Annotated in this window: 13 protein-coding genes; 11 read left to right on the top strand and 2 right to left on the bottom strand. The window is 48.5% G+C overall.

Features of this window, described 5'->3' with window-relative positions; translation table 11 throughout:
* Positions 1-60: 60 nt before the first annotated feature.
* The gene (locus tag ODZ53_RS17555) at positions 61-1,029 is read right to left on the bottom strand and encodes an MraY family glycosyltransferase (protein ID WP_015892855.1); all 969 of its coding nucleotides are present in this window, start codon (positions 1,027-1,029) and stop codon (positions 61-63) included.
* A gap of 186 nt (positions 1,030-1,215) precedes the next feature.
* Between ODZ53_RS17555 and ODZ53_RS17560 the strand changes: the two genes are divergently transcribed.
* The 11 genes from ODZ53_RS17560 (at position 1,216) to ODZ53_RS17610 (ending at position 13,470) form a co-directional block, all read left to right on the top strand.
* Positions 1,216-1,608 (top strand): hypothetical protein, encoded by a 393-nt coding sequence (locus ODZ53_RS17560; RefSeq protein ID WP_199929794.1) that lies wholly within the window; start codon positions 1,216-1,218, stop codon positions 1,606-1,608.
* Positions 1,609-1,823: 215 nt separating this feature from the next.
* Positions 1,824-3,680: a cache domain-containing sensor histidine kinase gene (locus ODZ53_RS17565; RefSeq protein WP_372678726.1), complete on the top strand. Its 1,857-nt coding sequence runs from the start codon at positions 1,824-1,826 to the stop codon at positions 3,678-3,680.
* Positions 3,652-4,410: a response regulator transcription factor gene (locus tag ODZ53_RS17570; RefSeq protein ID WP_372678728.1), complete on the top strand. Its 759-nt coding sequence runs from the start codon at positions 3,652-3,654 to the stop codon at positions 4,408-4,410. Before ODZ53_RS17565 ends, ODZ53_RS17570 begins: the two co-directional genes overlap by 29 nt.
* Positions 4,411-4,501: 91 nt before the next feature.
* Positions 4,502-5,794, top strand: coding sequence for an ABC transporter substrate-binding protein (locus ODZ53_RS17575; RefSeq protein ID WP_372678730.1), 1,293 nt, complete (start codon positions 4,502-4,504; stop codon positions 5,792-5,794).
* Between the two features lie 54 nt (positions 5,795-5,848).
* A complete protein-coding gene (locus tag ODZ53_RS17580; protein ID WP_372678732.1) occupies positions 5,849-6,535 on the top strand; it encodes a hypothetical protein in 687 nt (228 codons plus the stop codon).
* Between the two features lie 11 nt (positions 6,536-6,546).
* A complete protein-coding gene (locus tag ODZ53_RS17585; RefSeq protein WP_199929799.1) occupies positions 6,547-7,485 on the top strand; it encodes a carbohydrate ABC transporter permease in 939 nt (312 codons plus the stop codon).
* Positions 7,475-8,332 (top strand): carbohydrate ABC transporter permease, encoded by an 858-nt coding sequence (locus ODZ53_RS17590; protein ID WP_106839882.1) that lies wholly within the window; start codon positions 7,475-7,477, stop codon positions 8,330-8,332. Before ODZ53_RS17585 ends, ODZ53_RS17590 begins: the two co-directional genes overlap by 11 nt.
* A gap of 44 nt (positions 8,333-8,376) precedes the next feature.
* On the top strand, positions 8,377-9,720 hold the full coding sequence (locus ODZ53_RS17595; RefSeq protein ID WP_372678735.1) for an FAD-dependent oxidoreductase: 1,344 nt from the start codon (positions 8,377-8,379) through the stop codon (positions 9,718-9,720).
* A gap of 30 nt (positions 9,721-9,750) precedes the next feature.
* On the top strand, positions 9,751-11,439 hold the full coding sequence (locus ODZ53_RS17600) for a DUF4127 family protein (protein ID WP_372678737.1): 1,689 nt from the start codon (positions 9,751-9,753) through the stop codon (positions 11,437-11,439).
* A gap of 73 nt (positions 11,440-11,512) precedes the next feature.
* Entirely contained in the window at positions 11,513-11,986 is a 474-nt protein-coding gene (locus ODZ53_RS17605; RefSeq protein ID WP_016740341.1) for an MgtC/SapB family protein, read from the top strand.
* A 371-nt stretch (positions 11,987-12,357) separates the two neighbouring features.
* A complete protein-coding gene (locus ODZ53_RS17610; protein ID WP_372678739.1) occupies positions 12,358-13,470 on the top strand; it encodes an aminopeptidase in 1,113 nt (370 codons plus the stop codon).
* Between the two features lie 25 nt (positions 13,471-13,495).
* Here ODZ53_RS17610 and ODZ53_RS17615 read toward each other — a convergent pair whose 3' ends face one another.
* On the bottom strand, positions 13,496-13,924 hold the full coding sequence (locus ODZ53_RS17615) for a DMT family transporter (protein WP_372678741.1): 429 nt from the start codon (positions 13,922-13,924) through the stop codon (positions 13,496-13,498).
* Between the last annotated feature and the right edge of the window lie 4 nt (positions 13,925-13,928).

The following is a 13,928-nucleotide window of genomic DNA, read 5'->3' on the forward strand; positions in this document are numbered from 1 at the left end:
CATAAAAAAATGCCGCAGGGATTAGACCCAAGCGGCATTTTTCGTTCTGACCGATAATAACTATACTCCGAGCAGGAGCAGGATAATAGACGTCAGACTAAAGCAAACACTGATCAAGCACAGGAAGGTGACGACTTGTTTTGGATTGAGTCCAGAACGCAGCAGGCGATAATGAACCTGACTGGCATCTGCTTGGTAGATTGGCTTTCCTTGCAGGAAGCGCTTGGTCACCACAAACAGATTATCAAAAATCGGCACACCAAGTGCTAAAATCGGAATGAACAAGGAGAGAACAGTTGCCTGCTTAAAAGCACCATCCAACGCGATAACCGCCAAGATAAAGCCGAGGAAGGTCGCGCCTGCATCTCCCATGAAAATTTTGGCCGGCGGCTTGTTGTACCGCAGATAAGCCAGGGCAACACCGATCAGACTGATGGCCATAATCGCAGATGTGCTTTGTCCTTTTACCAAAGCGACTACGAAGAGAGTGCCTGCGGAGATCGCAGAAAGCCCTCCAGCCAAGCCGTCCATGCCATCCGAAAAATTGATGACCGTCGTTACTCCGAAAATCCACAGGATGGTCAGGATGAACTGCAACCATTGCGGGAGCAGTATGTATTCGCCACTCAATGGATTGTAAAAGCCGGAAAAAGTAATACCCGACAAGTAGACAATCACGGCGGCTGATATTTGGACGATCAGCTTGGGCAGGGCGGAAAAATCTTTGCCTTGCGTTTTGTACCAGTCATCAATGGTACCGATAATCAGCAGCAGTAGTGAGCCTGACAGAACAGCAATCGTTTGCCCAGTCGATTCTTTCGAGAAGAGCAAGAACGATGCAGCAAAGCCGACAAAAATAGCGTAGCTGGCGGTCAATGGGATAGGCTCCCGGTGAATTTTTCTTTCCACGTCTTTACGTGGCTTGTCCACAAAATCAAGGCGAAATGCCAATTTAGCCAGAGGCGGAATCAGCACCATAACGATACAAAACGACAGTAAAAACGAAAGAGCGTACGTTATCGTGACCATCTCCTACAGGTAGTGAGCTTTCTATATGCAAAGATACCCGCATACCGTGTTGTTTGACAAGTCTATTATAGGAAGGATTCCAAATTTTGTCGACTCTTGTAATCCCGTGAGGTTGAGGTACCAAAAAAAGTTGGTACTTATCTCCAGCAGAACGGGTCCCTATAATCCTTCATAGGAGGGATCCAGATGGAATACATGGCATTATGGTTTATTTTGGGAATCGTTTTTTCCATAACACTCGCCGCGAAACAGATCAAGCCTTGGCTGAAATTCGTTATATTCGGTTATTATCTCGTGCTATCTTACCTATTTATCTCTCGTAAAGAAGAGATATATAGTGAATATCATCGGGTGCCCGTGCCAGAGAAGTTCTGGGAAACCAACTCGGATTGGGTGGGACTCATGCTCGGCTTTTATTTTGTCCCATTTCTTCTCATCCTGCTGTTCATCTACTTTTGGCTGTTTCGAAATGCCAACGGTGTGAAGAAACGGTTTCTCATTTCTCTTACCATTGTACCCGCAGCGATTATCTATCTATGCTTGCTGTTTGTTTTCAGTATGTACGGATATCGACCTTAATAAAGGGATGTCAGATTATTCGTAGCCTGCATGATACCGTATTCTACTTTAAAACATTGGAATAGTTGAACAAGCTACAAGCGGGCGGTTAACAGGCGTCCGTTTTTCTGTTTTAATAGTAGGAAAAACTGAGGAACAGACCGTCAGGATTTTGACCTGACGGATTTTTTTGATAAAAAAATACTGATTATTCAAACAAGTAAAAAGGAGCCATCATGAAAAGGAAAATCTCGATGCTTTTTTTGCACGGAACGCTACGAGCGAAGATACTCACGCTTTTTCTCTGTTTGATCGCAATCCCGTTAAGTTTGCAGGGAATCATCACGTACAATAAGTTTTCGGCTTCAACGGAAATAAGGACGGCTGAATACACGAGGCAGATTGTGGGTCAGATCAATCGCAACCTGGAGCGCAACATACGGGAGATGAAGCGTTTATCACTCATGCCGCTCTACGATCCAGAAGTCCTGTCCATTTTAAAAGAAATTCAGACAAATACGTCGGCTACTTCTTTTCTCTCCATGGAAAAAAGGGAGAAGATGACGCTGTATATCTCCAGTCTTTCCTATAGCCGACCGGAAGTGAAAGGCATCCAAATCATTGCGGGGAATGGCATGATTTTTTCCAATCTGGATCCTTCCGTCATGAAGAGCAAGGGAGATATGGCAGAAGAGGGATGGTATTCGCGCGTGATCAAGGAACAGGGGGGAGCTGTCATTATTCCACAGCATCGGCCCAGCTATTATTTGGATGCTTCAGGTGAGCACTATGTGTCAGTGGCTCGGTTATTGCGTGAGCCGTATACGAAAGTACCGCTAGGAATCATGAAAATCGATATGAAAATGGACATGTTTGACCAGATACTATCCGATATGCCTTTTACCAAGGATGGGAGCTTGATCATCGTCAACGAGGGAAACGAGCTATTTTATGAAAAGAGGGAGAGTGAGGGTTCGCCGGGCTATCGTACATTGCTGCAAGAAACGGACGGGATCAATCGTGGGGATGCGAATCAAATGATGATTCAGGGACAGCGATATCTCTTCGTGGATCATCAATCGAGAGAGACGGGGCTTGTAGTGATTAGTCTCATACCACTCGATATCCTGCTCGCAGAATCCAATAGCTTGCGCAGTTTTACGATGCTGATTGCGGCGATGTTTTTACTCGTCGCTGGCGGACTCGCGATTTATTTTTCCTATTCGCTCAGCAAGCCACTCGTCCAATTGAAAGAAAAGATGCTGCAAGTAAAGCGAGGAAACTTCCATGAACGTGTTCCTGTCGATTCCCAAGACGAGATCGGGAAGCTGAGCGAGCAATTTAATCAGATGGTCGAAGAAATCAACCGCCTTGTCAATGAGGTGTATCTCAGCAGCTTGCGTGAGCGGGAGGCGGAGCTGGCAGCCTTGCAGAGCCAGATCAATCCGCATTTTATTTACAACACACTCGAATCGATCAATATGATGGCGATCCGCTCGGGTAATTACGATGTGTCCGACATGGTTTCCTCGCTCGGAAAACTCATGCGCTATACGGTCGCTCAAGAGGATGGCCACGTTCCGCTGACGCAAGAGTTGATGTCGTTAGAATCCTACGTTCGTATTCAAAGGATTCGCCTCGGAGAGCGCCTTCAGGTGTATATGGACGTGGAAGAGAGCTTGTCGGATCAGCGTATTCCGAAGCTGCTGCTACAGCCATTACTTGAAAACGCAATTGCACACGGGATTGAGCATCAGGAACAGGGAGGGACGATATGGCTCACGGGGCTTTGTCAGGAGGGTGTCATGCAAATCAGCGTAAGGGATAATGGCAAGGGAATGTCTGAGCAAACTTTGAGTCGTCTGCTCGCAAGTCTGCGTACGCCGGTGCAGCAGTATGAGATGACAGAAAACGCACATAATGGGACAGCATTGCGAAACATTTCCCATCGGCTGACCTTATTGTTCGGGGATGAGTACGGGCTGGCGATTGTGAGCAGACCGGATCAAGGTACGGAAATTACGATGAAGATTCCACTTGATTTTCAGAAGGGAGAATCCCGCCATGTACAAAGTACTGCTGGTAGAAGATGAACGAATGATTCGGGAAGGCTTGAGGGCGTTAATTGAAAAAGGAACATCTGGTTTTGCCGTCATGGCAGAAGCGGAAAATGGAAAAGAAGCCCTGCATTATCTGCGTACGGAAATGCCGGATTTGATTGTGACAGATATCCGCATGCGGGAGGTCGACGGCTTGGCGCTGATCGGGAAAATTCGGGAGATGTACGAGGAACTGCCTATCGTGATTATTAGTGGCTATGGTGATTTTCATTACGCACAGAAAGCATTGAAATACAAAGTCTTCGACTATCTTTTGAAGCCCATTGATCGATTAGAGCTGGTGAGCACGCTCGCAAAAATAAGGCAGGTGCTGGATCGCAAAAAGAAAATCCGGGAAGAAGAAATCAGTGTCGAGGGCAACTATAGAAAAGAAAGACAAATTATTCGCAAGGTAAAAGTATTCATTCACGATCATTTGGACGGTGATCTGAGGCTCCAGACGCTGGCGGAGTCTGTTCATTTGAATCCGATCTATTTGAGTCAATTGTTTAAGACTGAGACGGGGGAAAATGTCTCTGACTACATCACGCAGGTGAGGATGAACCGCGCCAAGCAGCTTTTACATGAGACGAGCCTGAAGGTGTATGATATCGCCCGCTTAGTCGGGTATCAGAGCGCGAAGCATTTCATGCTGGTATTTAAAAAGGAAGTCGGGATGACACCCGGGAGCTACCGCGATCTCATAGGCAGTAAAGATCTTTAAATCTCATACCAAATCTAAATCCTGCATGATTTATCTTACTATTCACTCAATTTTATACTGATGACAGGGAAAACAGATAAGGAGGTACGCCATGAAAAAGGCAATCCTGTTGGCATTATCTACTGCTTTGACAGCGTTTACATTTGGTTGCAGCAACACCGCGACGACTCCCGGTGATTCCGCAGCGGGCAAGAAAGAAGCAGTCGAGCTTACGCTTTTGACATGGGGCAACCAAGCCCACCTGGACTTGTATACAAAGCTCTCTGAAAAATTTACGCAACAAAACCCGACGATCAAGGTGAAGCTGGAATCAGTGCCGTTCCCAGATTATCAGCAAAAGGTGACCGTGCTGGCTGCTGGTCAGGAGCTGCCTGACATCGGTTGGGTGTCTGAGCGAATGGTGCCGCAGTTTATGGAGAATGGGATATTGGAAGATGTCTCGGATATAAAGAACGATGCTGCATTTAAGCTGGACGACTTTATTCCGTCGACGCTTGAGCTGTTCCAAAAGGACGACAAATTGTACGGACTGCCGTTTTCTACCCCGCCTACTGTGATGTTCTACAACAAAGACTTGTTTGACAAGGCAGGCTTGAAATCGCCGAACGACCTAGCGAAGGAAGGAAAATGGACGTGGGAGGAATTCGAAAAGTCGGCGCAAGCGATCTCGAGTGGAAGCGGGGCGAGCAAGATTTACGGGGTCAACTTTTTCCGTGATTGGAAAACGTGGATCATCTTGTCTTCCTATTCATGGTCAAATGGCAGCGGCCCGTTCAACAAAGAAATGAATCAGTTTACGTGGAATGACCAATACGGGGTGGAGACACTCAGCATGCTCCAACGGATGATGTTTACAGATGGGTCGCATCCGAAGGCGGGAGAGCAGGTCAGCTTTGAATCAGGCAAAATTGGCATGTTCTTTGATGTATACAGCTACGTTTCGAAAGCACGGACGATCAAGGACTTCAAGTGGGACATTGCTCCGATGCCAGCGGGTTCACAAGGCTCGGCACCGATGCTCGGTCAGGCAGGGTATTCGATTTTCAAAGGAACGAAGCACTTGGAGGAGACGAAGCTGTTCCTCAAGTTCCTCGCAAGTGAGCAGGGTGTCCAGGAAACCTCGACTTACTTTGTACCGCCACGCTTGTCTGTGCTGAATTCTGATCCGTTTTTGAATGTACCAGGCAATCCTGACCCTGCACACATCAAGCAGGCCGTTATCGATGAAATGCCTAAGGCACACCTACAACCTGGCCATGTGGACTGGCAAAAAATCGACACGACGATACTGGCTGGTTTTGATCAATTATTCGGTCAAACGGCAGAGCCTGCACAGATCGTGAAGTCGCTGGAAGAGAAAGTCAATCCGATCATGAAAAAGTAAGCTCGACACAACGGTCTGGGATACAGGCCGTTGTGACTTGAGAAGGAGGTTACGATGAATCGATTTCGACAGGCACTGGAAGAGAAGCCGTTTCTGCTCATGGTCAGTCTCCCGCAAAACGATGAGACCTTGGCCAGAGCAGCGATGGAGGAAGGCGCAGATGGCTTGAAGATGCACATCAATGTGTACCATCGTGCCAGTGGCAACCGGTTCGGTCCTCTGGCTGAATATACGGACTTTCTCCAAACGATACGCAGCCAGTTCGCAGGGCCGATTGGCATTGTTCCGGGCGGGTCAATGGAGGAGCTCAATCCCGAGGAAATCAAGCAGTTCGATTTGCTGGGAATCGATTTCATATCCATCTATGGTCATCATTTGCCTGCGTCCCTTTTGAAAATCGAAGGGGTGGCGAGTACGTTTGCCATCGATGATCAGTTTGATTTGTCCCGATTGGAAGCCGTAAAGCATTATTCCATGACCGCGTTGGAGGCGTCGATTATTCCGGGGAGTGAGTATGGCACGAGGCTTACGTTTGCCGACCTACTCACCTATCGCAACATTGTAGAAAAGGCAGGCATACCCATCATCGTCCCGACACAGCGAAAAATTGTGGCGGAAGATATAGAGGCTCTGCGGGATACGGGAGTCCGTGTCTTGTTAGCTGGAGCGATGGCGATCGGGAGGACCGAGGATGAAATGCGCCGTTCTATCCATGCATTGCGGAACGCGATAGACAACTAAGGAGGGATCGTATGGAGAGCAAGTTGAATGTCCCGCTCTCTCCTGACAAGAGAACAAGTGGCATAAGGAAAAAATCCTTCAACCAGGAAGCGAATCTGACAGGATGGCTGTTTGTTAGCCCGATGGTCATCGGGTTTGTGGTGCTGTTGCTTGGCCCGCTTTTGCTCGCGCTGTACATGAGCTTTACGGATTGGCCATTACTGGGGGAAGCCGAATTTATTGGGCTGGAAAATTACAGAGCGATCTTTCAGGATGCCGAATTTTGGACGGTCGTGGGCAATACATTTGCGTTCTCGGCTGGACTGGTCCCCTTAAACATCGTGTTGGCGTTGGGGTTGGCTTTACTGCTCGTGCGCAAGCTGCCGGGGATCGGGATTTTCCGCACGGCCATTTTTGTGCCAGTCATGACATCGCTGATCGTATGGGCGATTGTGTGGAAGTATTTGTTTGCGACAGACACAGGGTTTATCAATCAGATCTTGCAGATGTTTGGGATTACAGGCCCCTCATGGCTGTACAACCCAAAGCTGGCGATGCCAGTGGTGATCGTGACGAGTGTCCTGAAAAATGTAGGCTTGAACATGGTACTGTTCATCGCTGCCTTACAGCAGGTTCCTGTTCACTTATACGAGGCGGCACGCATTGATGGAGCCAGTCGGACGCGTCAATTGTTTCAGATTACAATCCCGATGATTAGTCCTACAGTTTTTTTAACCACGTTATTGACGATTATCGGCTCGCTCAAGGTGTTTGGGCAGATTTACGTCATGACCCAGGGTGGTCCGGATAACAGTACAAAGGTGCTCGTCTATTACATATGGGAGCGTGCTTTCAAAAACTTTGAATTTGGCTATGCGTCTGCACTTGCTTTTGTGCTGTTCTTTATCATTTTAGTGTTTACGCTCTTGCAGTGGCAGTTTAGAAAAAGGTGGGTGTTCCATGAAGAGTAATCGACACGGATTACAAGCGGGCAAGTTATTGGGGATCGGCGGTCACTATGTCGCGTTAGGGGCGATCTCCCTACTGATGCTGGTGCCTTTTTTGTGGATGCTTTCTACATCGTTAAAAGAGCCGGCCCAAATATTCGTCTTTCCGCCAGAATTTATCCCTTCATCGATCCGCTTGGAGAATTATACGGAGGTTTTGGCGAATACGCCGTTTCATTTGTTCTATTGGAACAGCCTGTACATTGCGATTCTGGTCACCGTTGGAACGGTTTTATTTGCCTCGATTGCGGGCTATGCGTTTGCCCGAATCCCGTTTCGCGGACGCAATATCGTCTTTCTGGTGCTACTGTCGACGATGATGATCCCGCATGAAGTGACGTCGATTCCGATGTTTTTGTTTATGCGCATGCTAGGGTTTATCAATACACATGTGCCGCTGATTGTGCTTCCCATTTTCGGGGCAGGTGGAATTTTTGGCGTGTTCGTCATGCGCCAGTTTTTCCTCGGGATTCCAAAGGAACTGGAGGAAGCGGCGATGATTGATGGCTGCTCGCGTTGGCGGATTTATTGGAGCATCATGCTGCCACTGGCGAAACCAGCCATCGCGACGCTGACGATTTTTACGTTTTTGACGAGCTGGAACGAGTTTTACGATCCGCTCATTTTCATCAACGACAGAGAGCTGATGACGCTGCCTCTCGCTTTGTCCTTGTTTACCGATGAGGTAGGGACAGCTTGGCATCATCTGATGAGTGCGTCCGTCATGGCAACCTTGCCGCTTTTGATCGTGTTCTTTTTCGCCCAAAAGCAGTTTATCGAGGGCGTATCGATGACGGGCCTAAAAGACTAGAGGAAGCATGGATAGAAAGGAAGTCCAACAAGGAGTGAGTGCAAATGAATCGAGTAGTAGAAGCAGATGTGGTCGTGGTAGGGGGGGGACCCGCAGGAATCAGTGCCGCTCTCGCAAGCGGCCGGTTGGGAGCCAAAACGATCCTGATCGAGCGGTACGGCTTTCTCGGAGGGATGTCGACGATTGCGCTCGTTTATCCGTGGATGACGTTTCATACGGAGAAAGGCGAGCAAGTCATCAAAGGAATTGCACAGGAAATCGTCGACCGCTTGCAAGAAAAGGGGGGATCCCCTGGACATTTGCAGGATACGGTGGGATTCGTGAGCACTGTCACGCCGTATCATCCGGAAATTTACAAGCTGGTCGCTGTGGAAATGCTCAAGGAAGCGGGCGTCAAGCTGTTTGTCCACAGCTTTGTCGATCAGGTGAAGGTAGAAGGGACAGAGATTACTTCGGTTACGCTTACCAGCAAATCGGGCAAATACGAGATCAAGGCCAAGGTATTCGTCGATGCGACAGGAGATGCAGATATTGCTTATTTATCAGGAGCGCCAACGAGTAAAGGGCGAGAGACTGATGGGCTGACACAGCCGATGACCATGAAGTTTCGCATGCGTGGAGTCGATCTGGAGCAGGTGAAGCAGTATATGCTTGACCATCCAGATGAGTTTTATCACAAGACGCCGTTTGCACAGTTGCCGTCCATTCCACTGACGGGTGTCCAAGGCTTTTATACGCATTGGAAGAAGTCAGGTGTTCCGATTAATCGGGATCAAGTCCTGTTTTTTACAGGGCCCGAGAGCGATGAAGTTCTGATCAATTGCACGCGGGTGCAGGGGTTGGATGGAACGAATGTCGAGGATTTGACAGAAGCGGAGGAAGAAGGGAGACGTCAGGTGTTGTTGATGTCTGAATTTTTAAAAAATAAAGTTCCCGGTTTCGCGAAGGCATCCGTCTCCGCAGTCGGAACGCAAATTGGAATCCGTGAGACACGCAGAATCGTCGGAGAGTACAGCTTGACGATCGAAGATGTAGTCGCGGGCAGACGTTTTCCGGATGTCATCGCACGAAGCGGCTATCCGATTGACATTCACGATCCTTCTGGCAAAGGCGTAGTGGCAGCAGATATTGAAGGGGAGGGCGCTTATGACATTCCGTATCGATGCCTGATCCCTGAGTCCATCGACAACTTGCTTGCGGCGGGGCGCTGTATCTCTACGACACATGAAGCGCTGGCTACGACCAGGCTTACTCCAAGCTGTATGGCTACGGGGCAAGCAGCAGGTACAGCAGCGGCCATCGCGTTTCACGACAAGACCACTCCACGTTTGATTCACGTGGCAAAATTACAGGAACAATTGCGTCTAGCGAATGCCGTCCTCGATTAAACCTTTTCATTTTGAAAGGAGATTGGGTCTATGAAAAAGTTGCGCGTTGTCATTTCGACACTGGCTATGGCAGCACTAGTAACAGGCATGATTCCATTTACGCAGACGAGTACAGTTACGGCGAAAAAAGCGCCACCAAAGCCAATTGCCAAAGTCGCTCTTGTCCCCCTCGATGATCGCCCGGTCAATACGTATTTTCCGCAAATGTCAGCACGAGCAGGCGGGGTGGAGGCAATTATGCCGGATGAAGATATGCTCGGTCACTTTATGACTCCGGGCGATGGAGAAGAAATTGGCGATTGGCTGATCAAACAAGCAAGCAAAGTGGACGGCTCGGTCATCTCTGTCAGTATGCTGGCATATGGCGGGCTGGTTGCGTCCCGTACTGATCAACAGTCCTATGAAGATGCCCTGTCGAATATCGAAGCCATTAAGAGACTGAGAGACAAACATTCCAAAAAGCCAATTTACGTCTTTGATACGATTCAACGCTTGGCGGTGACGGCGACTGATCCTGAAACATTGAAATACTATGAACAAATCAGAGAATGGGCGATTTTATACGATGAGGTGCACAACCTCGGTATGACGGAAAAAGAGGATCGACTCGATCAGTTGGAGAGGGAGATTCCCGAGGCTGTGCTGGAAGATTATCTGAACGCCCGCGAGCGGAATCATAAGATTAACTCCTTGTTGATCGACTGGGTAGAGGATGGGACTATCGATTATTTAGTGCTGGCTCAGGACGATGCTGCTCCCCATGGTCTTCACCGGGCAGAGCGGGAGACCTTGGTCAAAAAAGCAAAGGAGTTGGATGTAGAGGATCGTGTAGCGATTTTCCCTGGGGCGGACGAAGTAGGGACCGTGTTGGTGAGTAGATTCGCCTTGAACGAACTGCGCATCCATCCCAAAGTCGCAGTCGAGTATTCGGGCATAGAAGGCAGTGAGTGGACGGCGCCGTTTGAAGACACGACCTTTGATGTAAATGTCGAGAAGCATATCATCGCAGCAGGCGGCAAACCAGTTGGGGATGAAGACGATGCAGATATCGTATTAATGATCCATTCACCGAAGAAAAAAGGACAGAGCAACGCAGAGAGACGCGAAGACCTGGATGAGTTCGTCGAAGAAATTAATGAACTTCTGGAGGAAGGAAAGCAGGTCGTGGTTACAGACGTTACAATTACAAACAAAGCTGACCCTGAGCTAATCGAGCGACTACAAGAAGAAGTAAAGCTACCGGAACTGTTCGCGTACACGGCATGGGGAACAGCGGGAAATAATATGGGAAGCGCGTTGGGACAGGCGTTGCAACGATCAGCCTTTTTGGAAAAAGGAAATCAGTTCGGTGTGCCCTTAACAGTAGATGCGGCAGAGACCCATATCAATCTGCTCTTGTCTTCGTTTGTAAATGACCATCATTACCGAAATGAAGTCATGGCAGAAGCACGCAACCTCGTAAAAGAGTTAAACGGAAATGAATGGAATCTCGGAGATGACTACGATGAAGTCAATGATTTTGTGAGGGATGCACTGACACCACATGTGGAAGAATGGTACGAAAACTACTTTGCCAATCAATCACTGGTTATCGGAAAGAGAGGCAAGAATACGTTTGAAGGCGAAATCGTCGCACTAACGGATAGGAAGATCAAGCTTCCTTGGGAGCGGTTGTTTGAAGTCTTTGTCGGGCCAGAAGTGAAGATTGAAAGGGAGTAAGCTTTAGAAAAAGTCGGTCTATTTTTCGGGTCTGCACATATCATGTCTCTATCGCAATAAGAAGGTGACGAGGATGGAGACTCTTCAATGGTTGTATGTGCAGTATGACTTGGAAATGTATGTGCGGGTAGTGGTGAGCGCGATTCTCGGTTTGTTCATCGGGTGGGATCGCTCGCACAGAAACAAGCCTGCCGGGCTGAAAACGTACATGTACGTGTCTGTAGCCTGCACGCTCATCACACTCGTTTCTATTTACAGCACAAAGCTGTACAGTGCGCCTGGCAACGGAACGATGATGGACCCGATGCGCTTGGCTGCGCAGATTGTCACAGGTCTTGGCTTTTTGGGAGCAGGCGTCATCTTGAAGGACGGTTTGAAAGTAAAAGGATTGACCTCCGCAGCCATGATCTTTTTCGCTGGAGGGATTGGTATAGGGATCGGTGCCGGATTTTACGGCATTGTGATATTCTCGGTCATCATTTCCTTTGTACTTGCGAGGATCAGTCAGCGTGTGGAGGATGTCCAGCACAAGCGGTTAGGAAAGTGAATGATCGAAAAGCGGTGCATTAGCATCGCTTTTTCGTTTATAAGTGACTTGAGTGGGAGGAAGAAGCGAATTTCCAGTCGACGCTTCGGCCTACGCCCAGCAAGGGGTATGACTGTCCGCTCCGGAATAAATGGCGGGAGCGCTTCAAACGTAGAAGTTTCGAGGAAGAATTTCATAAGTGAAGCTTAAATTCCCCGCCATTTATTCCGAAGCTAGGTTGGGCTCCAGAGGCGCTTGGACTGGAAATTCGCTTCTTCTACGCAGCTTCTCCCGACCACAACAGTGGGATCAAGATTTTTCCGATGATATTCCTCTGACAAACGCACGCTATGCTGAAAGGGTAATGATAATCTGGAAAGGACGCGTGTCAGATGAGAGATGAAAGACTAGGCAAAATAGCCGACAACTTAATTTCGTACAGCCTGGATGTGCAAGCTAAGCAGCATATTATGATCATGGTCGTGGATGAAGGAGAAGCGCTGGCAATGGAGTTGGTGAAGCGCCTGTATGCGAAGGGAGCGTATCCTCACCTGCGTTTTGTACGGCCAAAGGTCCAAAGGGAATGGTTGAAAGGGCTAACCGAAGAGCAGCTTGCCCAGACCGTTCAGTTTGAAAAGGACCTGTGGTTTGGCATACAGGGCTATATCGGCATTCATGGCGAGACAAATGACAGTGAGATGAAAGATGTTCCGCAGGAGAAATACCGTCTGTACGCAGAAGCGTATGATTCCATTTTCCATCATGTCGACAATCAAATTACAGGACTGCGAATTAACTACCCGACCTCGGCCCTTGCTCAAAAGGCCAACATGACGACAGATGCATTTGAAGATTTTTATTTCAACGTATGTTCACTCGATTATCGGAAAATGGCCGAAGCGTGCCAGCCGTTGTACGACCTCATGGACAAAACGGACAAGGTGCGCATCGTCGGACCAGGGACAGACCTGACGTTTTCAATCAAAGGGATTGGGACGCGGACAGCGGTAGGCAAACGAAACATTCCCGATGGCGAAGTGTATACCTCTCCCGTGCGCGATTCGATTCATGGGACGATCAGCTACAATACGCCCAGCAACTTCAAAGGAACAACGTTTGAAAACGTCCGGTTTACTTTTCGGGAGGGAAAGATTGTCGAGGCGTACGCGAACCATACAGACAAGCTCATAGAAATATTGGACACGGACGAGGGGGCACGCTACATCGGTGAATTCGCCATTGCGTTTAACCCATACATTTTGCACCCGATGGGGGATACTTTGTTTGATGAAAAAATCGCTGGCAGCTTCCATCTCACACCGGGTCGTGCCTATGATCAGGCAGATAACGGCAACCGTAGCGCGATTCATTGGGACCTGATCTGCATTCAGCGTCCGGAATACGGTGGCGGCGAAATCTGGTTTGACGATGTACTCATTCGAAAAGACGGAAGGTTTGTACATGAGGCGTTGCTGGGGCTGAATCCGGAGCGATTGATTCTGTAGGGGAGGGCGATAATGCCCTCCTCCTTTATTTGAGTTTGAAAACGACTACGCCTGCGATCATGATGCCGATTCCGATGATCTTGTTCAAGGTAATGGGGACCTTCTGCACACCGAACAGGCCGAGAGAATCAATGAGCAGAGCGACGAGCAATTGTGAAATGAGCAGAATCGATACGGCATAAGCTGGCCCGATGGACGTAATGCCTTTCATCACACTAAAAACGATCACTGCCCCGAAAACGCCCCCAAGCAAATACAACTTGTTCACTTCCCCGATGCTTTTCCAATCGCCATCACGAACGTAAAGAAAGATCGAGAACGATACAAGAAAGCCTACGGCATGAACAATTGCATTGGTTTGCCACAATCCGAGCTTTGTACTGGCTTGTGCATTGAACACGCTTTGCAGACAAATAAAAACGCCAGCGAGTAACGAAAAGAGAATGCCTTGCACAATA

The sequence above is a fragment of the Brevibacillus sp. BD137 genome, assembly GCF_041644655.1.
Lineage (GTDB): Bacteria > Bacillota > Bacilli > Brevibacillales > Brevibacillaceae > Brevibacillus > Brevibacillus brevis_D.

Coding starts and splice junctions, on each gene's coding strand:
- ODZ53_RS17555 (WP_015892855.1), bottom strand. CDS start 1,029: ATGGTCACGATAACGTACGCTCTTTCGTTTTTACTGTCGTTTTGTATC.
- ODZ53_RS17560 (WP_199929794.1), top strand. CDS start 1,216: ATGGAATACATGGCATTATGGTTTATTTTGGGAATCGTTTTTTCCATA.
- ODZ53_RS17565 (WP_372678726.1), top strand. CDS start 1,824: ATGAAAAGGAAAATCTCGATGCTTTTTTTGCACGGAACGCTACGAGCG.
- ODZ53_RS17570 (WP_372678728.1), top strand. CDS start 3,652: ATGTACAAAGTACTGCTGGTAGAAGATGAACGAATGATTCGGGAAGGC.
- ODZ53_RS17575 (WP_372678730.1), top strand. CDS start 4,502: ATGAAAAAGGCAATCCTGTTGGCATTATCTACTGCTTTGACAGCGTTT.
- ODZ53_RS17580 (WP_372678732.1), top strand. CDS start 5,849: ATGAATCGATTTCGACAGGCACTGGAAGAGAAGCCGTTTCTGCTCATG.
- ODZ53_RS17585 (WP_199929799.1), top strand. CDS start 6,547: ATGGAGAGCAAGTTGAATGTCCCGCTCTCTCCTGACAAGAGAACAAGT.
- ODZ53_RS17590 (WP_106839882.1), top strand. CDS start 7,475: ATGAAGAGTAATCGACACGGATTACAAGCGGGCAAGTTATTGGGGATC.
- ODZ53_RS17595 (WP_372678735.1), top strand. CDS start 8,377: ATGAATCGAGTAGTAGAAGCAGATGTGGTCGTGGTAGGGGGGGGACCC.
- ODZ53_RS17600 (WP_372678737.1), top strand. CDS start 9,751: ATGAAAAAGTTGCGCGTTGTCATTTCGACACTGGCTATGGCAGCACTA.
- ODZ53_RS17605 (WP_016740341.1), top strand. CDS start 11,513: ATGGAGACTCTTCAATGGTTGTATGTGCAGTATGACTTGGAAATGTAT.
- ODZ53_RS17610 (WP_372678739.1), top strand. CDS start 12,358: ATGAGAGATGAAAGACTAGGCAAAATAGCCGACAACTTAATTTCGTAC.